Annotated in this window: 20 protein-coding genes; 16 read left to right on the top strand and 4 right to left on the bottom strand. The window is 64.7% G+C overall.

Annotation, left to right across the window (positions count from 1 at the left end; all coding sequences use genetic code 11):
• The first annotated feature begins 109 nt into the window (after positions 1-109).
• From THITHI_RS0115700 to THITHI_RS0115735, 8 genes are all read left to right on the top strand, one after another.
• A complete protein-coding gene (locus THITHI_RS0115700) occupies positions 110-370 on the top strand; it encodes a DUF4282 domain-containing protein (RefSeq protein WP_018234054.1) in 261 nt (86 codons plus the stop codon).
• A 94-nt stretch (positions 371-464) separates the two neighbouring features.
• Positions 465-1,256: a glutathione S-transferase family protein gene (locus THITHI_RS0115705; protein WP_018234055.1), complete on the top strand. Its 792-nt coding sequence runs from the start codon at positions 465-467 to the stop codon at positions 1,254-1,256.
• A gap of 90 nt (positions 1,257-1,346) precedes the next feature.
• Positions 1,347-1,589: a hypothetical protein gene (locus tag THITHI_RS19650; protein ID WP_018234056.1), complete on the top strand. Its 243-nt coding sequence runs from the start codon at positions 1,347-1,349 to the stop codon at positions 1,587-1,589.
• A 332-nt stretch (positions 1,590-1,921) separates the two neighbouring features.
• Positions 1,922-2,542, top strand: coding sequence for a class I SAM-dependent methyltransferase (locus THITHI_RS0115715; RefSeq protein ID WP_026186420.1), 621 nt, complete (start codon positions 1,922-1,924; stop codon positions 2,540-2,542).
• Positions 2,543-2,671: 129 nt separating this feature from the next.
• A complete protein-coding gene (locus THITHI_RS0115720) occupies positions 2,672-3,550 on the top strand; it encodes an alpha/beta fold hydrolase (RefSeq protein ID WP_018234058.1) in 879 nt (292 codons plus the stop codon).
• A 16-nt stretch (positions 3,551-3,566) separates the two neighbouring features.
• Positions 3,567-4,013, top strand: a complete 447-nt coding sequence (locus THITHI_RS0115725) for a GNAT family N-acetyltransferase (protein ID WP_018234059.1) — start codon at positions 3,567-3,569, stop codon at positions 4,011-4,013.
• Positions 4,014-4,247: 234 nt separating this feature from the next.
• Positions 4,248-4,928, top strand: coding sequence for a type 1 glutamine amidotransferase domain-containing protein (locus tag THITHI_RS0115730; protein WP_026186423.1), 681 nt, complete (start codon positions 4,248-4,250; stop codon positions 4,926-4,928).
• Positions 4,929-4,942: 14 nt separating this feature from the next.
• On the top strand, positions 4,943-5,455 hold the full coding sequence (locus THITHI_RS0115735; RefSeq protein WP_026186424.1) for a GNAT family N-acetyltransferase: 513 nt from the start codon (positions 4,943-4,945) through the stop codon (positions 5,453-5,455).
• 146 nt (positions 5,456-5,601) lie between these two features.
• Here the strand turns inward: THITHI_RS0115735 and smpB are convergent, their stop codons facing one another.
• On the bottom strand, positions 5,602-6,075 hold the full coding sequence (smpB, locus tag THITHI_RS0115740) for an SsrA-binding protein SmpB (protein ID WP_018234062.1): 474 nt from the start codon (positions 6,073-6,075) through the stop codon (positions 5,602-5,604).
• A gap of 86 nt (positions 6,076-6,161) precedes the next feature.
• On the opposite strand from smpB, the gene THITHI_RS0115745 reads away from it, so the two are divergent.
• From THITHI_RS0115745 to THITHI_RS0115755, 3 genes are read left to right on the top strand one after another with little or no spacing between them, the layout of a single operon-like run.
• Positions 6,162-7,520, top strand: coding sequence for a sodium-dependent transporter (locus tag THITHI_RS0115745; protein ID WP_018234063.1), 1,359 nt, complete (start codon positions 6,162-6,164; stop codon positions 7,518-7,520).
• 7 nt (positions 7,521-7,527) lie between these two features.
• Entirely contained in the window at positions 7,528-7,965 is a 438-nt protein-coding gene (locus THITHI_RS0115750) for a type II toxin-antitoxin system RatA family toxin (protein ID WP_018234064.1), read from the top strand.
• Positions 7,955-8,296: an RnfH family protein gene (locus THITHI_RS0115755; RefSeq protein ID WP_018234065.1), complete on the top strand. Its 342-nt coding sequence runs from the start codon at positions 7,955-7,957 to the stop codon at positions 8,294-8,296. The genes THITHI_RS0115750 and THITHI_RS0115755 overlap by 11 nt, the downstream gene beginning before the upstream one ends.
• Before the next feature lie 114 nt (positions 8,297-8,410).
• On the opposite strand, the gene THITHI_RS19280 is transcribed toward THITHI_RS0115755, so the two are convergent.
• A complete protein-coding gene (locus THITHI_RS19280) occupies positions 8,411-8,746 on the bottom strand; it encodes an outer membrane protein assembly factor BamE (RefSeq protein ID WP_033336967.1) in 336 nt (111 codons plus the stop codon).
• A gap of 92 nt (positions 8,747-8,838) precedes the next feature.
• Here THITHI_RS19280 and fur point away from each other — a divergent pair, with 92 nt between their 5' ends.
• Entirely contained in the window at positions 8,839-9,267 is a 429-nt protein-coding gene (gene fur / locus THITHI_RS0115765) for a ferric iron uptake transcriptional regulator (protein ID WP_018234067.1), read from the top strand.
• An 81-nt stretch (positions 9,268-9,348) separates the two neighbouring features.
• Here the strand turns inward: fur and recN are convergent, their stop codons facing one another.
• Positions 9,349-11,052 carry a DNA repair protein RecN gene (gene recN / locus THITHI_RS0115770; protein ID WP_018234068.1) on the bottom strand — a complete coding sequence of 568 codons (1,704 nt, stop codon included), beginning with the start codon at positions 11,050-11,052 and terminating at the stop codon, positions 9,349-9,351.
• A 169-nt stretch (positions 11,053-11,221) separates the two neighbouring features.
• Entirely contained in the window at positions 11,222-12,106 is an 885-nt protein-coding gene (locus tag THITHI_RS0115775) for an NAD(+) kinase (protein WP_018234069.1), read from the bottom strand.
• A 231-nt stretch (positions 12,107-12,337) separates the two neighbouring features.
• Between THITHI_RS0115775 and hrcA the strand changes: the two genes are divergently transcribed.
• The 4 genes from hrcA to dnaJ all read left to right on the top strand — a co-directional run bounded on the left by hrcA (position 12,338) and on the right by dnaJ (position 17,492).
• On the top strand, positions 12,338-13,390 hold the full coding sequence (gene hrcA / locus THITHI_RS0115780; protein ID WP_018234070.1) for a heat-inducible transcriptional repressor HrcA: 1,053 nt from the start codon (positions 12,338-12,340) through the stop codon (positions 13,388-13,390).
• Positions 13,391-13,558: 168 nt separating this feature from the next.
• Positions 13,559-14,119 carry a nucleotide exchange factor GrpE gene (grpE, locus tag THITHI_RS0115785; RefSeq protein WP_018234071.1) on the top strand — a complete coding sequence of 187 codons (561 nt, stop codon included), beginning with the start codon at positions 13,559-13,561 and terminating at the stop codon, positions 14,117-14,119.
• Between the two features lie 120 nt (positions 14,120-14,239).
• A complete protein-coding gene (dnaK, locus tag THITHI_RS0115790) occupies positions 14,240-16,177 on the top strand; it encodes a molecular chaperone DnaK (RefSeq protein ID WP_018234072.1) in 1,938 nt (645 codons plus the stop codon).
• A gap of 175 nt (positions 16,178-16,352) precedes the next feature.
• Entirely contained in the window at positions 16,353-17,492 is a 1,140-nt protein-coding gene (dnaJ, locus tag THITHI_RS0115795) for a molecular chaperone DnaJ (protein WP_018234073.1), read from the top strand.
• Positions 17,493-17,546: the final 54 nt, after the last annotated feature.

Here is a 17,546-nt window from a genome sequence, read left to right on the forward strand (position 1 = left end):
CGTTCAGGGAGTGAGCGTCGACCGTCCGGCCCATGCCGGGAAGGCGGTGCCCACGGAGGGCGGGAGGGGAGTCGGGGAAAGTCCTCAATAACCAGAACGGAGAATCGATATGAGAGACATCCTGTTCTTTGATTCAATGCTGACGCCGAAGATCATCACCGTGGTGTACTGGCTCCTGTTGTTCTTTGCGGTGGTCGGCGGGATCGGATCCATGTTCGCCGGTTACGGTGGCATGAGCTTCGGCTCGTTCCTGACGGGCCTGGGGATGATTGTCCTCGGCGTGATCGGGGCGCGGATCTGGTGCGAACTGCTGATCGTGCTGTTCAAGATTCACGAAAACATCAGGAAGCTTGCGGACCGGGAGGCGTAGCACGCGGGAACGGCGGACCCGGCGACCCGGTTCTCGGGTCCGCCGCCCCTGACGCGGCTCGCCATCGCCGGGGCAAGCCTGGAGTATGCCGCAGATGTCCGGTCCGACCGTCTATCATATCCCCGTCTGTCCCTTCTGCCAGCGCCTGGAGATCCTGTTGTCTCTGAAGGGCAAACGGCAGCAGGTCGACTTCCACGTGGTCGACATTACCCGGCCCCGCCCCGAGTGGCTGTTGCGCAAGACGCGCGGCACGACAGTGCTGCCGGTCATGGAGACAGCCGACGGGTACATCATCAGGGAAAGCCTGGTCATCCTGGCCTATCTCGAGGATATCTTCCCGGAGCTCCCGGTCGCACAGCGTGACCCGTACCGCCGTGCGGTGGAGAACATGCTGACGATGATGGAGGGGGCGTTCGGCACCCAGGGCTATCTCTGGGTGATGAACCAGGATCCCGGCCGCCGGGATGCCCTCAGGGCGGCCATGCTGAAACAGTATGAACGGCTCAATGAGTTTCTCGTCGAGCATGCGCCCCGTGGTCCGTTCCTGTTCGATGCGTTCGGGTGGGCGGAGGCTGTCTTCACCCCGTTGTTCATGCGGTTCTGGTTTCTGGAATATTACGAGAATTTCCGGCTTCCCGATGGGCCACGGTACACGCGTGTGCACCAGTGGGTCGACGCGTGCCTCGCTCATCCGGCGGCACAGCAGGTGACCCGGGAAGAGGTGATCAAGCTCTACTATGATTATGCACAAGGGGCGGGCAACGGCGAGCTTCTCCCGGGCCGAAGCCGATCGTCCTTTGCCTTCGAACCTGACTGGCGTCTGCGCCCGTGGCCGCCGAAGGACAAGTACACATACAGCGCGACCGATGCGGAACTGGGTCTGTGACGCATGCGGGTTGCGTGGGCTGTCCGGTCCCGCCACACCGTAATGGCGCGAACCGGCACGGATGGGACATGCATGGGAGGTGCAAAGCCAATGGACCTCTTGCCCCTCGCGGGCGTCTGGCGCAGGGCGATGGTGCTTGCGGCCGCCTGCAGTATGCCCGCGACAGTCGCGGCGCAGGATTTTGATCCCGGCCGTGCGTTGTATGAAAACCACTGCCAGGGGTGCCACGCTCAATGGATTCATACCCGGGAGGGTCGCAAGGTCAAGAGCCTCGGCGATCTGCGCGAGCGTGTGGGCGCGTGGAGCGTGCATGCGGGGTTGCGGTGGACCTAGGAAGAGGTCGATCTTGTGACCCGCTATGTCAACCGGCGTTACTACCAACTTACCGAATAGCGCCTCCGGATCCGGACAACCAGCGATCGTTTACGGGCATCGGAACCGGCCACGGTTCCGTGTCCGCCGCATGCCGTTTGATCGCGACAGCGGATCCCGCCGCGGATGGGTCCGTGTATCCGGGACTCCATGTATTTGCCGATTCATTGACCGGGCGCAACAGGTTGCGGCCGGCGCGATGCTATGTATTGAGAATCGGGACAGCGGGGGTCGCGGCCCCTGCATGACCCCGGATCTGATCACGTCCGTCGCCGAGTCGGAGCGGAGGCGCCATGCAATCGAAGGAACACTGGGAACAAGTCTACGCCACCAGGGCGATGGATGGTGTCAGCTGGTTCCAGGAACACGCCGAGCAGTCGTTGCGTTTCATACGGTCCGCGGATCTGCCGCTGTCCGCATCCATCATTGACGTGGGCGGCGGCGCCTCCACGCTGGTGGACGATCTTCTGGAAGACGGCTACACCGCGCTCACCGTACTTGACCTGTCCGGCGCGGCCCTTGCCGCATGCCGGAGTCGACTGGGCGAGGATGCAAAGAAGGTTCGATGGATCGAGGGAAACATCACCGAGGTGGTGCTTCCCATCCACGCCTTTGACGTGTGGCACGACCGGGCCGTATTTCATTTCCTCACCTCGGCGGAGGATCGCCGCAAGTATGTCGACGCCGTGCTCCGGGCAGTGAAGCCCGGCGGTCATGTGATTGTCGCCACCTTTGCCGAGGACGGTCCCACCCGCTGCAGCGGCCTTCCCGTCATGCGCTACAGTGCGGATCAGTTGCACGCTGAATTCGGCGCCCCGTTCACGCTGCTTGCGCATGAGAAGGAAGCACACCACACGCCGTCCGGCAGGATCCAGAAGTTCGTCTACTGTTACTACCGCAGGGATGCGTCGTAAGCCAAGGCCCTGATTACCCCGGGGAACTCTTGTCCCGGGGCCGTGCATCGCGCGCTCAGGTATCATGGGACGTTCGAGGGGCGTTGGTCATTCCCGACCTGCCCCTGATCGACCATGAGGGCCTCCCGTATGGCACAAGTGCGGCAGCGCCGCAGCGGAACCGTGGAGGTGGGGGGCGCCCGGTTGCGCTATGTGGTGGAGGGGCGCGGCACCGCCGTGCTGGTGGTGGGCTCCTGCGTCTACTATCCGCGCACCTTCTCCCGGCGGCTTGGCGCATCGTGCCGGCTGGCCTGCTCGGATCTGCGGCACTTCGCGGCCGGGGGCGGGCCCGGCGATGCACAGCGGATCACGCTGCGGACCTACGCGCAGGACATTGACGCCGTCCGGGCAGCGCTGGGGTTCGAGCGGGCGGTGCTCGTGGGCCATTCCCATCACGGCAATGTGGCGCTCGAGTATGCAGCGCGATTTCCGCAGCGGGTGTCGCACGTGGTGCTGGTGGGCACGCCGCCCTGCGACGTGCAACAGACGATCACCGCGGGAGACGCCTATTGGGAAGCGCACGCATCCGACGCCCGCAAGGCGGTTCTGCGGCGCAATCTGACGGCACTGCGGGCAGGGGCATCCGAGGGCGCGTCTCCCGGAGAGGACTTTGTCTCCCGGTACGTGGCGGAGGGCCCCAGGTACTGGTGTGATCCCGCATACGATGCAGCGTGGCTTTGGCGGGACGTCCCGATCAACATGCCCATGCTGCGCGTGTTTCGTGATTTCTTCAGCAATTACTCCCTTTCGGCGAGTTGGCCGGAGTCCGGCACGCCGGTGCTGGTGATCATGGGCCGGCACGATTACGTGGTTCCCCACGTGCTGTGGGACGGGATACGATCCACGTTGCCCGATCTGAGCTTTCGATTGTTCGAGCACAGCGGGCATACCCCCCAGCTGGAGGAGCCGGTATTGTTTGACGGGGTGTTTATGAAATGGCTTGATGCCCACGGCGACAACCGGACGTGATGAGAGGGTATCCCGGATGACCATGGAGATTCGCATTGCCTCGACCGATGAGGAGATTGCCGCCTGCTTCCCCGTGATGCAGACACTTCGCCCGCACCTGGTCGAGTCCGGGTTCGTCCCCCTGGTGCGGCGTCTGGAGGCAGGGGGGTACCGGCTTGCCTACCTGGAGGAGTCGGGACGTCCTGTCGCGGTCGCCGGCCTGCGCACCGGCGAGAACATCCCGTGGGGCCGCTTCATGTACGTGGACGACCTGGTCACCGACCCGGCGCATCGTTCCAGGGGGCATGGCGCCAGGATGCTCGCATGGCTGCGCGAGTACGCCCGGGCGGCCGGCTGTGAGCAGCTGCGCCTGGACTCCGGGCTCCAGCGCAAGGACGCGCATCGGTTCTACGAGCGCGAGGGCATGACCCTGGCGAGCTATCACTTCTGCGAGATCCTTGCTTCCGGCCCGGACCGGCGGTGACGGGACCGGCCGTGCGCCGTTAACCCTATGAAATCACTTGGGTATCGGACCCGGGTCACGGGGGATGCGGGTGATTTGAGGGCGATTCCCCTTTGAAATGAAGGCCCTGCAAGCGCCTCTCCGCATGGCGGCTCATTGGCCAAGCCCGCGGCAACGGCTATGCTTAGGACCTATGACCAGACCCTCAGGGCCGTCCACAAGGCCTTCAAGGGGGCAGACGAGAGGGGTAATCACATGTCCGGCATACCTTCCATTCTCATGGTGGTGACCAGCCACTCCCGCATCGACAAGGGGCATCCCACCGGGCTCTGGTTCGAGGAGTTCGCAGTGCCCTATACCCTGTTTCGCGAACAGGGATATGACGTCACGGTGGCCAGCCCCGGGGGTGGAGATGCCCCCATCGATCCGGCCAGCCTCGAGGGGTACGAGCCCACGCCCGAGAACGAGGCGGCCCGGGCCGCGCTGAAAGAGACGCGCCGGGTGGATGCCTCGCTGCAGGCCGACGATTTCGCGGCGCTCTTTTTCCCGGGTGGCCACGGGACCATGTTCGACCTGCCGGACAATCCGGAGATCCGGCGCCTTGTTTCGGCATTTGCCCAGGCGGACAAGGTGCTCGCCTCGGTGTGCCATGGCCCGGCCTGCCTGGTGGGGGCGATGCTGAGCGACGGGACGCCGCTGGTGAAGGGGCGGCGGGTCACGGCCTTCACCGACAGCGAGGAACGGGCGGTGGAGCTGGACGGGTTGATGCCCTTTCTGCTGGAGACGCGACTTCGCGAGCTGGGTGCGCAGTTCGTGCCCGGGGTGAACTGGCAGGACAACGTGGTGGTCGACGGTCGTCTGGTCACCGGCCAGAACCCCCAGTCCAGCGCCAGCGCTGCGCGTGCGGTGATCGGCCTGCTCTCGGAACACGGCTGAGGGAGACGCCGGCGATGCCATGGCAGGGAGAGGGCACAGGCAACCATTGGGGGCACATGATCCGCGAGTACCGGGACGATGATCTGGACGCCGTGCTGGAGGTGTTCCAGAGCGCGGTTCGCCAGGTTGCCGCGCGAGACTACATCCCCGAGCAGGTGGAGGCCTGGGCACCCGACCCGCCGGACAGGGAGCAATGGCGCAGGCGGCTGGCCCGCTGCGCGGTTTTCGTCTGCGAGGTCGCCGGCCGGGTGGTGGGCTTCATCGCCCTGGACGCCACCCGGCACGTGGACCTCTTGTTCGTCCACCCCTCGCACCTGCGCCGGGGGATCGCCACCGCGCTGATGAGTCACGCCAAGGCCTGGGCGCTAGAGCGGGGTGTGCGCCGGTTGACCGCCGACGCCAGCATCACGGCGCGGCCCTTTTTCGAGCAGGCGGGGTTCCGAGTCATGGAACGCCGCATCGTGCCGCTCAGGGGCATGATGTTCCGCAACTTCCACATGGCGCTGGATTGCCAGGGGGAGTCGTAGATTTTTGGTCCGCGTCCCGCACGTTCATCTGCCACCGCAGGTTCCTGGCGGTCGCCGGGCCGGCACACACGGCACACCGGTTGTCCGCATGTGCCGGCTGACGGGCATTGCCGACGCGGTGAAGGAGGGCGATCCGCCTTGAACCCTTATCCGTGTTTCAGCGCCCTTTCCTTCTCTCGCTGCCAGTCCCGTTCCCGGGCCACCGCACGCTTGTCGTGTTCCTTCTTGCCCTTCGCGAGGCCGATCTCCAGCTTGGCCCGGCCGCGTTTCCAGTAGAGGGCCAGTGGCGTGAGCGTGTAGCCGCGCCGTTCCACCTGGCCGATGAGCTTGTTGAGTTCTTCCCGGCGCAGCAGCAGCTTGCGGGAGCGCACCGGGTCGGGGTGGATGTGGGTGGAAGCGGTGGGCAGGGGGCTGATGTGGGCCCCGAACAGCCAGGCCTCACCGCCCTTGATGAGCACGTAGCTTTCGCTCAGCTGCACACGGCCGGCGCGCAGGCTCTTGACCTCCCAGCCTTCCAGGGCCAGGCCCGCCTCGAAGCGATCCTCGATAAAGTACTCGTGGCGCGCCTTCTTGTTGAGCGCGATCGTGCTGCCACCGGATTTCTTCGCTTGTCTTGACATGGGACGGGATTATACGCGATGGGGTGGCAGTTGAGCGGGGGAGACGGATTGCTCACAATAGCCGCCACGCCCGGGGAGGAATAACGGTGAGAAAAGAATCTTCCATTCACGGCCAGTGGTCATCCAAGCTGGTGTTCGTTCTGGCGGCCACCGGCTCCGCAGTGGGGTTGGGCAATATCTGGCGTTTCCCCTACATCGCGGGCGAGCATGGAGGCGGCGCCTTCGTGCTGGTGTACCTGGGCTGTATCCTGCTGATCGGACTGCCCATCATGATGGCGGAAATCCTCATCGGGCGCCGCGGGCGCCAGAGCCCGATCAACACCATGGCCACCCTGGCCAGCGACGAGGGGCTCAACCGCTCCTGGAGCCTGTTGGGCTGGCTCGGCGTGGTGGCGGGCTTTCTCATACTGTCCTACTACAGCGTGATCGCCGGCTGGGCGCTCTCCTACGTGTTCCGTGCCGGTGCCGGCAGCTTTTCCGGGCAGGATGCCGACGGGGTGCAGGCCATGTTCGAGGGGCTGGTGTCCGATCCGGAGCGCCTGCTGGCCTGGCATACGATCTTCATGGTCATGACCATGCTGGTGGTGGCCCGGGGCGTGCGCTCGGGGCTGGAGCAGGCGGTCCGGGTCCTGATGCCCGCGCTGTTGATCATGCTGATACTGCTGGTGGGCTACGCCATGGCCGAGGGCCATTTCATGGACGGTTTCCGGTTCATGTTCCGGCCGGATTTCACCCGCCTGAGCGGAAACTCCGTGCTCGTGGCCATGGGGCAGGCCTTCTTCACCCTGAGCCTGGGCATGGGCGCCATCATGATCTACGGTTCCTACCTGAGTTCACGGGCCTCGATCGCAAAAACCTCGGCCACCGTGGTGGGCGCGGATACGGCCGTGGCCATCCTGGCGGGGCTGGCCATTTTCCCCATCGTCTTCGCCAGCGGGCTGGAGCCGGCCCAGGGGCCGGGCTTGATCTTCATCACGCTGCCCATGGCCTTTGGCCAGATGCCCGGCGGAGTGCTGTTCGGCACGGTGTTCTTCGTGCTGCTGGTGGTGGCGGCCTGGACCTCCTCCATCTCCATCATGGAGCCGGCAGTGGCCTATCTGGTGGAGAACCGGGGCATGCATCGTGTGGGGGCGGCCGCGGCAGTCGCCGGCGTGGCCTGGTTGCTGGGCATCGGCACGGTGCTTTCCTTCAACCACTGGTCCGGCTACACCCTCTTTGACAGGACCTTCTTCGATCTGGTGGATTACCTGACATCGAACATCCTGCTGCCCCTGGGCGGACTGCTGATCGCGTTGTTCGCCGGTTGGCGCATGACGGAGCGTTCGGTGATGGAGGAACTGGGGATCCGGCGGCCCCTGCTGTTTCGCACATGGTATTATCTGGTGCGGTTCGTGGCGCCCATCGGCATCCTGCTGGTGTTCCTGCGCGCCATCAACCTGATCTGACCCCGCCATGCCCTCTATCCAACGCAGCGCCCTGGTGCCTTACAGTCCGGCCCAGATGTTCGATCTGGTCAACGACATCGAGTCCTATCCGCAGTTTCTGCCCGGCTGCCGCAGCGCGACCGTGCATGCCCGCGACAACGACACCATCAAGGCGAGCCTGGAACTGGCCAAGGGTGCGGTGCACAAGTCGTTCACCACCTGTAACCGCCTGCAGAAGAACAAGATGATCGAGGTGCGTCTGGTGGAGGGCCCGTTCCAGCATCTGGAGGGGTTCTGGCGTTTCGACGCCCTGAATAGTGGCGCAACCCGGGTCTCGCTGGATCTGGAGTTCGAGTTCTCGAATCGTCTGGTGGGCCTGGCCATCGGGCCCGTGTTCATCCAGGTCGCCAACACCCTGGTGGATTCCTTCGTGCGCCGGGCGCGGGAGGTCTACGGTGGCCGATGAGCAGATATCCGTCGAGGTGGCCTACGCCCGGCCGGATGTGCAGGTGATCGTGCCGGTCTCGGTACCGCCGGGGGCCACCGTGGAAGATGCACTGCGGGCATCGGAGATTCGCGAACGCTTCCCCGAGATCGATCTGGAGAAGGTCAAGGTGGGTATCTTCGGGAAGCTCACCAAGCGGGACACAGTGCTCAAGCCCAGGGACCGGGTGGAAATCTACCGGCCGCTCATCGCCGACCCCAAGGAAGTGCGGAAGCAACGGGCCGCTGCCGGAAAGCGCATGAAGAAGGGCGGTGGGGACATCGAACCAGAGGGTGGGGAGTCACAGGGGTAGGGGAGAGGGGGGTCAGGATTCAAAATTCAAAGTTCAAGATTCAAAGGAGGGACGCGGTGCACCTCAGAAATTGGTTGCCAACGGACGCCGCCCCTTTGAATCTTGAATTTTCCCTTACCGCTTCAATCCGCTGTCCTCGAAGCGATCCACGCGGTTGGTTTGGTCGAAATACACCGTCACGCGCCGGCGCTCGGGCGCCCCGTCGCCGGGCTTGAGGTAGTAGACGTATTCCCAGCGGCGATCGCCATGAAAGGGATCGCGAAGCAGCGGGTCGCCCAGCAGAAAGCGCACCTGTTCCGGCGTCATGCCCACCTCGAGCTGGGCGATGCGGTCATCCTCCAGGGCATTGCCCTGCTGCACGTCGGGACGGTGTACGGAGAACAATCCGGAACCGCACCCCTGCAGGAGCAGGCTTGCAATCAACACGACACCGGTGAGATTCTTTCTCATATGAGAATGGATATCCTGTGCCCGGAAACGGGGTGTGAATGGAAAGGCCGGATTGTACACGGAATCCTTCCTGGCCTGAACGGAGGAGTGTCTTGGAAAGCCAGAATCTGAAAAAGGCCGGACTGAAGGTGACGCTGCCCAGGATGAAGATCCTGGAGCTGCTGGAGCGTTCGGAGGACCGCCACCTGAGCGCGGAGGCCATCTACCGCCAACTGCTTGAGGACGGCGAGGAAATCGGCCTGGCGACGGTGTACCGGGTGCTTACCCAGTTCGAGGCGGCGGGGCTCGTCAATCGCCATCACTTCGAGGGCAATCAGGCGGTGTTCGAACTGGAACGCGGCCGCCATCATGACCACATCGTGTGCGTCAATTGCGGCCGCGTGGATGAGTTCATGGACGACATCATCGAGGAACGCCAGAAGGCCATCGCCGACAAGCTCGGATACACGATCAAGGACCACGCCCTGATCCTGTACGGCGAGTGCAACAAGCCGGATTGCCCGCATCGGCCGAAGGGGTAGAGGCAATTCAAGATTCAAGATTCAAGATTCAAGATCCAATGAAGCTGTCGCGGCCGCACGTTCAGCCGGCGGTGTAGGGTGTCACCCCTTTGAATCCTGAACTTTGAATCTTGAATTGTCTTTCGCCTTTTCAACCATCTCGCGGGCGTGCGCCACGGTCTGGTCGGTGAGTTCCACGCCGCCCAGCATGCGCGCCACTTCCTGCACGCGGCTGTCGGCATCCAGCACCTGGATGCGGGTGCGCGTGTCCGCCGTGCCCTTGTGCTTGCTGACCTGGAGGTGGTGGTGAGCCTGGGCCGCCACCTGAGCAAGATGGGTGACGCACAGCACCTGCCGGTGTTCCCCAAGGGCCCGAAGCTGGCGGCCCACCACCTCGGCCACAGCGCCGCCGATGCCCGCGTCCACCTCGTCGAAGATGAGGGTGGGGATGGGCAGGGATCGGGCTGCGATCATCTGGATCGCCAGGCTGATACGCGAGAGTTCGCCCCCGGAGGCCACCTTTGAGAGCGGCTGCAGGGGCTGGCCGGGATTGGCCGTGACCTGGAACTCGATGCGGTCGAGGCCATGGGCGGCGGGGCGCATCTCCGGGTCGGCTTCCACGCTCACCTGGAACCGGCCGCCCTCCATGCCAAGCCCCTGCATGGCGTCGGTCACCAGTTTTCCGAGCTTCTTCGCTGCTGTGCGCCGGGATCGGGTCAGCGCGGCGGCCGCCTCCCGGTAACGGGCTTCGGCGGCCCGCGCCTTCTGCGTCAGGGCATCGAGATCCTCATCGTCACTGTCGAGCCGCGCAAGCTCTTCCAGCAGGGTCCGGGTCAGTTCCGGCAGGGCCTCCGGAGAAACCCGATGCTTGCGGGCGAGATCGTGGATGTCCGACAGGCGCTGCTCCACGAATGCGAGCCTGCCCGGATCCAGTTCCACCCGGTCCGCGTAATGACGCAGGCTGTCCGCCGCCTCCCTGAGCTGGATCCGGGCGCTGGTGATCAGCTCCAGGGGCTCCTTCAGCGCCGGATCGAGCCGCGTGACCTCCTCCAGCCGGTGGTGATACGACCCAAGAAGGGTATCCACGGACTGTTCGTCCGCGTACAGGCCCTGGTGCACCGATGCGGTCACTTCCAGCAGGCGCCCCGCGTGGGCGAGCCGCCGCTGTTCCTCGTCCAGGCCCGCCACTTCATCATCACCCAGTTCGAGCGCCTTCAGCTCGCCGGTCTGAAAGCGGAGAAGATCGCGCCGGGCGGTGCGGGCCTCGTCGTTGTCCGAGGCCTGCGCCAGGCGGTTCTGCAGTTCCCGCCATTCCCGGAAGCATTCCCGTACGTCGTCCGGAAGTTTCGGGTGATCCGCAAACTCGTCCAGGATATGCCGCTGCACCTCCCGGCGGGTGAGCGACTGATGGGCGTGCTGGCCGTGGATGTCCACCAGCAGTTCGCCCAGGGCCTTCATGTTCTGCAGGGTGGTGGGGGTGCCGTTGATCCAGGCACGGCTCCTGCCGTCACTGCCCACCACGCGTCTGAGCAGGCAGTCATCTCCGGCCTCCAGGGACTGTTCCGCCAGCCATGCCCGGGCGTCCGGGTCGTCCGCCACCTCGAAGCCGACGCTGACCTCCGCGCGTTCCGCCCCCGTGCGTACCGTGGCACTGTCCGCCCGGTCCCCCAGTACGAGCCCCAGGGCATCCACCAGAATCGACTTGCCGGCCCCCGTCTCGCCCGTGAGCGCCGTCATGCCGGGACCCAGTTCCAGCCCCAACTCGTCGATGATGGCGAAATCGCGGATGTGGAGGGAGGTAATCATCCAGATTGGGGAGTTGGAACCGGGAAGGGGGGAGTGAAGTGGGAAGTGTGAATTGGGAAGTGAGAAGTGAAACCAGCCTCACCCCGAGGTGTCGCCTGAGGGAGAGGGAGGGCAACACCTTTCTCCCGCTTCCAGGTTCCGACTTCCCAATTCACACTTCCCACTTCAGTCACGGTTGTTCCCCCCACCCCAGCTTCGCCCGCAGGATCTGCAGGTAGTCGTAGCCCGTGGGGTGAATGAGCCGCAGGCGGGTCTTCTTGCGCCGCACGATCAGGCGGTCACCGGGGCCCAGGGTGGTACTGTTCTGCCCGTCGAAGGCGGCATGGGCGTGACGGCGGTTGAATTCGCAGACGCGGATCTCCACCTCGCTGTCGCCGTGCACCACCAGGGGTCGGTTGGACAGGCCGTGGGGACAGATGGGTACCAGTACGAGGGCATCCAGGCTGGGGGCCAGGATGGGACCGCCCCCCGAGAGCGCATAGGCGGTTGAACCCGTGGGGCTGGCCACCACCAGTCCGTCCGCGCGCTGGGTGTTCACATGGCGGCCGTCGATGCGGGTTTCGAACTCGATCATGCGGACCACGTCATGGATATGCAGCACCACGTCGTTCAGGGACAGGCGTTCCACGGGTTCGGCGCCGTTGGTGACGACCCGGGTGGCCAGCAGGCTGCGGTGGTCCTCGTCGTACTCGCCGGCCAGGATCTCGTCCAGCCGGCTGATCATCTCGTGGGGGGAGACGTCCACCAGGAACCCCAGCCGGCCGATGTTGATGCCCATCAGGGGCACCTGGTGATCCACCATCGCCCGTCCGGCGGCCAGGAAGGTGCCGTCACCGCCGATGACGATGGCCAGATCCGCCTGTTGGCCGAGTGCGTCGAGGTCGACCTGCTCGCAGCCATGGTCGTTCTCCAGCCACCCGCGGGCGCTGTCATCCAGGAGCACCCGGCAGCCGTGGCCGAGCAGGTGATCGATCAGGGAAACGAGAATATGCACCAGACGCTCGTCACTGCGCTTGGTGATGATGCCAACGGTCCCGAAGTGTGGTTTGCCCATGATCCGGCATTATCCGCAAAAGCCGGGGCCGATGTATATGTTGCGAGCGTGAGGCGTGAGGCGTGAGGCGTGAGGCGTGAGGGGTGAGGGGTGAGGGGGTACGCCCCCGCTCACGCCTCACCCCTCACCCCTAACGGCATACCCTTGACTCCTGCCCCCGCGGCTATACTATTGATTGGCACTCTCGCGAAGAGAGTGCCAAAGCCGTAACCCCCTGAAACCAGAGCCTCCATGACCGAGACGCCGTCCATCACCGACCTCAGCGATCGCGCCCGGCAGTTGCTTCGCACCCTGGTGGAGAGCTATATCCGCGATGGTCAGCCGGTGGGTTCGCGCACGCTCTCGCGCACTGCGGGGCTGGACCTGAGCGCGGCCTCCATCCGCAACGTGATGGCGGACCTGGAGGACATGGGGTTGGTCAGTTCACCGCACACCTCGGCGGGTCGGGTGCCCACGCCTGCCGGGTACCGCCTGTTCGTGGACAGTCTGCTGGAGATCAAGCCCCTGGACAGCCGGGAGGTGGCGCAATTGCGCGAGCGCCTGAGTCCGGAACTGGAGACCAAGGTGCTGGTGGAATCCGCTTCGGGGCTGCTTTCGGCCGTAACCCAGATGGCGGGCATGGTGCGGGTGCCGCGCCCCGAGCGTGCCGCGTTGCGCCAGATCGAGTTCATGAAGCTCTCCGAGCGGCGGGTACTGGTAATCCTTGTGATGAACAAGAACGAGGTGCAGAACCGCATCCTCGAGCTGGACCGGGACTATTCCGCCGGCGAACTGCAGCAGATGGCCAACTACCTCAACGACCGGGTGGTGGGCCGTGATCTGGCCTCTGTGCGCCAGCAGCTCCTGCGTGAAATGAAGGCCGTGCGCGAACACATGAACTCCCTGATGCTGGCGGCCATCGAGCTGGGTGAACAGGCGGTTGCAGCCGGGCAGGACGCGGACGACGTGGTGCTGGCCGGGCAGTTTCACCTGCTGGATTATGCGGAACTCACCAGCGTGGAGAAGCTCCGCCAGCTGTTCGAGGCCTTCAATGAGAAGCGCGAGATCCTGGGGCTGCTGGACCAGTGCATCCATGCCCAGGGCGTGCAGATCTTTATCGGCCAGGAGTCGGGTCATCGCATCCTGGACGACTGCAGCGTGGTTACCGCCCCCTACGAGGTGGGCGGCCACGTGGTGGGGGTCTTGGGGGTGATCGGCCCGACCCGCATGCCCTACAATCGCGTCATTCCGGTCGTGGACATCACCGCCCGCCTGCTGGGCGCGGCCTTGAATTCCAGGGACTGAATCCCACATTGAAACCAGTGACTCCCGGAGCGGCCGGCTCCGGGAAGGCTGTGACTTGCCCGGGGCGGCACGTCAATGCACGGCCGGTCCGTTCGCAGACGGCGGCCTTGAACGAACGCATGCCGACGGGCATCGCCGGTTTTTTTGAATCACGAGTGGAGACGACCCATGTCCAACGAGGAACAGCAGCCAAAACCCGACGGTGAAGCGCCGGAGGCGACCCCGGTCGAGGGTGCGGGGCCGGAGTCCGATCCGGCTGCCGTGCTCGGTCAGCTCGAGGAAGCGCGGGCCAAGGCCGAGGAGAACTGGGACAAGCTGCTGCGCGTACAGGCCGAGATGGAGAACCTGCGCAAGCGCACGGCCCGGGATCTGGAGAATGCCCGCAAGTACGCCCTGGAGAAATTCGCCGGAGAACTGCTGGCGGTGCGCGACAGCCTTGAGATGGGTCTGGACGCCGCGCGGGGTGAGACCGATGTGGAGAAGATCCGCGAGGGCACGGAACTGACGCTGAAGATGCTGGCCCAGGTCATGGAGAAGTTCGGCGTCGAGCCAGTCGACCCCCAGGGCGAGCGCTTCGACCCGGATCGCCACCAGGCCATGTCCATGCAGGAGAATGCAGAGCTGGAGCCCAACACGGTCATGACCGTGATGCAGAAGGGGTATCTGCTCAACGACCGGCTCCTGCGCCCGGCCATGGTGATCGTCAGCAAGGCGCCTTCGGGCGAATAGGCGCGCGCCGGAGCGGCGGCGCGAATCCCGGGGAAGCCCTTGAAATCCCCGGAGATGCCCCAAATCTAGCCGTTAACCGGAACATTTCGCACAGAATTCAGACATTTTTGGAGACACACCATGGGCAAGATCATCGGTATCGACCTGGGCACCACCAACTCCTGCGTGGCGGTGATGGAAGGCGACAAGGCCAAGGTCATCGAAAACGCCGAAGGCACCCGCACCACCCCGTCCATCGTGGCGTTCTCGGAAGACGGCGAGGTGCTGGTCGGTCAGTCCGCCAAGCGTCAGGCCGTCACCAATCCCAAGAATACCCTGTTCGCCGTCAAGCGCCTGATCGGCCGCCGGTTCGAGGAGCCGGAGGTACAGAAGGACATCAAGCTGGTGCCTTACGAGATATTCAAGGCCGACAATGGCGACGCCTGGGTGCGCGTGCATGACAAGAAGATGGCGCCGCCGGAGATCTCGGCCCGTGTGCTGCAGAAGATGAAGAAGACCGCCGAGGACTACCTGGGGGAGCCGGTCACCGAGGCCGTCATCACGGTGCCTGCCTACTTCAACGATTCCCAGCGCCAGGCCACCAAGGATGCCGGCAAGATCGCGGGCCTGGAGGTCAAGCGCATCATCAACGAGCCCACCGCGGCGGCCCTGGCCTACGGCCTGGACAAGAAGCGCGGCGACCGCAAGGTGGCCGTCTACGATCTGGGCGGCGGCACGTTTGATGTCTCCATCATCGAGATTGCCGATGTGGACGGCGAGCACCAGTTTGAGGTGTTGGCCACCAACGGTGACACCTTCCTGGGCGGCGAGGATTTCGACAGCCGTCTGATCGACTACCTGGCCGATGAGTTCAAGAACGAGCAGGGCATCGACCTCAGAGGCGACCCGCTGGCCATGCAGCGTCTGAAGGAGGCGGCCGAGAAGGCCAAGATCGAGCTGTCCTCCAGCCAGCAGACCGACGTGAACCTGCCCTACATCACCGCCGACCAGTCCGGTCCGAAACACCTGAATATCAAGGTGACCCGGGCCAAGCTGGAATCCCTGGTGGAGCAGCTGATCAAGCGCACTATCGAGCCCTGCAAGGTGGCCCTGAAGGACGCCGGCCTGTCCGTGTCCGATGTGGACGACGTGATCCTGGTAGGCGGCCAGACCCGCATGCCCAAGGTGCAGGAGGCGGTGAAGGATTTCTTCGGCAAGGAGCCCCGCAAGGATGTCAACCCCGACGAGGTCGTGGCCATCGGCGCGGCGATCCAGGCGGGCGTGCTGGGCGGCGAGGTCAAGGACGTGCTGCTGCTGGACGTCACTCCCCTGTCGCTGGGCATCGAGACACTGGGCGGCGTGATGACCAAGCTCATCGAGAAGAACACCACCATCCCCACCAAGGCGACCCAGGTGTTCTCCACCGCCGACGACAATCAGACTGCCGTCACGGTGCATGTGCTCCAGGGTGAGCGCGAGATGGCCAGCGCCAACAAGTCCCTGGGCCGTTTCGATCTGACGGATATCCCGCCGGCGCCGCGCGGCGTGCCGCAGATCGAGGTCATGTTCGACATCGACGCCAACGGCATTCTGAACGTGTCGGCCAAGGACAAGGCCACGGGCAAGCAGCAGTCCATCGTCATCAAGGCATCGTCCGGCCTGTCCGAGGAGGAAGTGGAGCGCATGGTGCGTGACGCCGAGGCCCACGCCGATGAGGACAAGCGTTTCCACGAACTGGTGGCGGCCCGCAACCAGGCAGACAATCTGGTGCACGCCACCGAGAAATCCCTCAACGAGCTGGGTGACCAGGTGGAGGCCGAGGAAAAGCAGGCCATCGAATCCGCGCTGTCCGAGGTGCGCGAGGCCCTGAAGGGGGATGACAAGGACGAGATCGAGGCCAGGACCCAGAAGCTGGCGGAGGCCTCCGGCAAGCTGGCGGAGCGCGTCTATGCCAAGCAGTCCGCCGAGGGCGGTGCCGAGGCCGGTGCCGGCGAAACCGCCGGCGGTGAGCAGGCCGGTGCCCAGCAGGACGACGTGGTGGATGCAGAGTTCGAGGAAGTGGACGACAAGAAGAAGTAAGCGCGTCGGGGCTGTCCCGCGGCGCCGGCGGATAACGCAGAGGTCGCAGAGGCGCGGAGGCCGCAGAGGTTTTTCTTGATCATGAAAACCTTTCTCTGCGCCCTCTGCGTTTCCTTTGCGCCCTCTGCGTTCGGCTTTTGACTCTCAGATCACGAAACACGGGCACTGAAGCTTCATGGCAAAGCGCGACTACTACGAAATCCTCGGCGTGGCGAAAAACGCCAGCGAGGCGGACCTGAAAAAAGCGTTCCGGCGCCTGGCCATGAAGTATCACCCGGATCGCAACCCCGGCGACAAGGAGGCGGAGGAGCGCTTCAAGGAGGCCAAGGACGCCTACGAGATTCTTGCCGACCCGCAACGGCGTGCCGCCTACGATCAGTTCGGTCATGCCGGTGTGGACCCGTCCGCCGGCGGAGGAGCCCGGGGCGGGGCGAACTTCAGCGACATCTTCGAGGACATCTTCGGCGACATCTTCGGCGGTGGCCGCGCTGGCCGCGGCGGCAGCCGGGTCTACCGTGGTGCCGATCTGCAGTACAACCTGGAGTTGACCCTGGAGGAGGCGGTATTCGGCACCGAGGTGAAGATCCGTGTGCCGACGCTGGTGGAATGCGCAGCCTGCAACGGCAGCGGCGCCGAGGAGGGCACGACGCCGGAGACCTGCGGCACGTGCGGCGGCGTCGGCCAGGTCCGCATGCAGCAGGGCTTCTTCTCCGTGCAGCAGACCTGCCCCCGTTGCCACGGGACAGGCAAGGTGATCACCGACCCCTGTCATGCCTGTCATGGCCAGGGGCGCGTGGAGGAACACAAAACGCTCTCCGTGAAGGTGCCGGCCGGTGTGGACAGCGGCGACCGGATCCGGCTCTCGGGCGAGGGTGAAGCGGGCATCAACGGCGGCCCGCCCGGCGACCTATACGTGCAGATCCATGTCAAGCCGCATAATCTGTTTGCGCGCAAGGGCAACGACCTGTTGTGCGAGGTGCCCATCAGTTTCGCCGCCGCGGCGCTAGGGGGGGATCTCGAGATTCCCACCCTGGACGGGCGCGTCAATCTCAAGATCCCCGAAGAGACCCAGAGTGGGCGTCTGTTCCGCCTGCGCGGCAAGGGGGTGAAGTCAGTGCATGGCGGTGCCCAGGGCGACCTGATCTGCCGCGTGAACGTGGAGACCCCGGTCAAGCTCACCAGGCGCCAGAAGGAATTGCTCCGGGAGCTGGACGAGACCATGAAGGCCGGCGGCACCCGGCACAGCCCCCAGGAGGAAAGCTGGCTGGATGGGGTCAAGGGGTTCTTCGAGGACCTCAGGTTCTGGAATAAGTAAGCGCGGCCTTTGGCCGCGCAGAGGCAAGATACAAGAGGCAAGATACAAGTCACT

It is taken from the genome of Thioalkalivibrio thiocyanodenitrificans ARhD 1, from assembly GCF_000378965.1.
GTDB lineage: Bacteria > Pseudomonadota > Gammaproteobacteria > Ectothiorhodospirales > Ectothiorhodospiraceae > Thioalkalivibrio_A > Thioalkalivibrio_A thiocyanodenitrificans.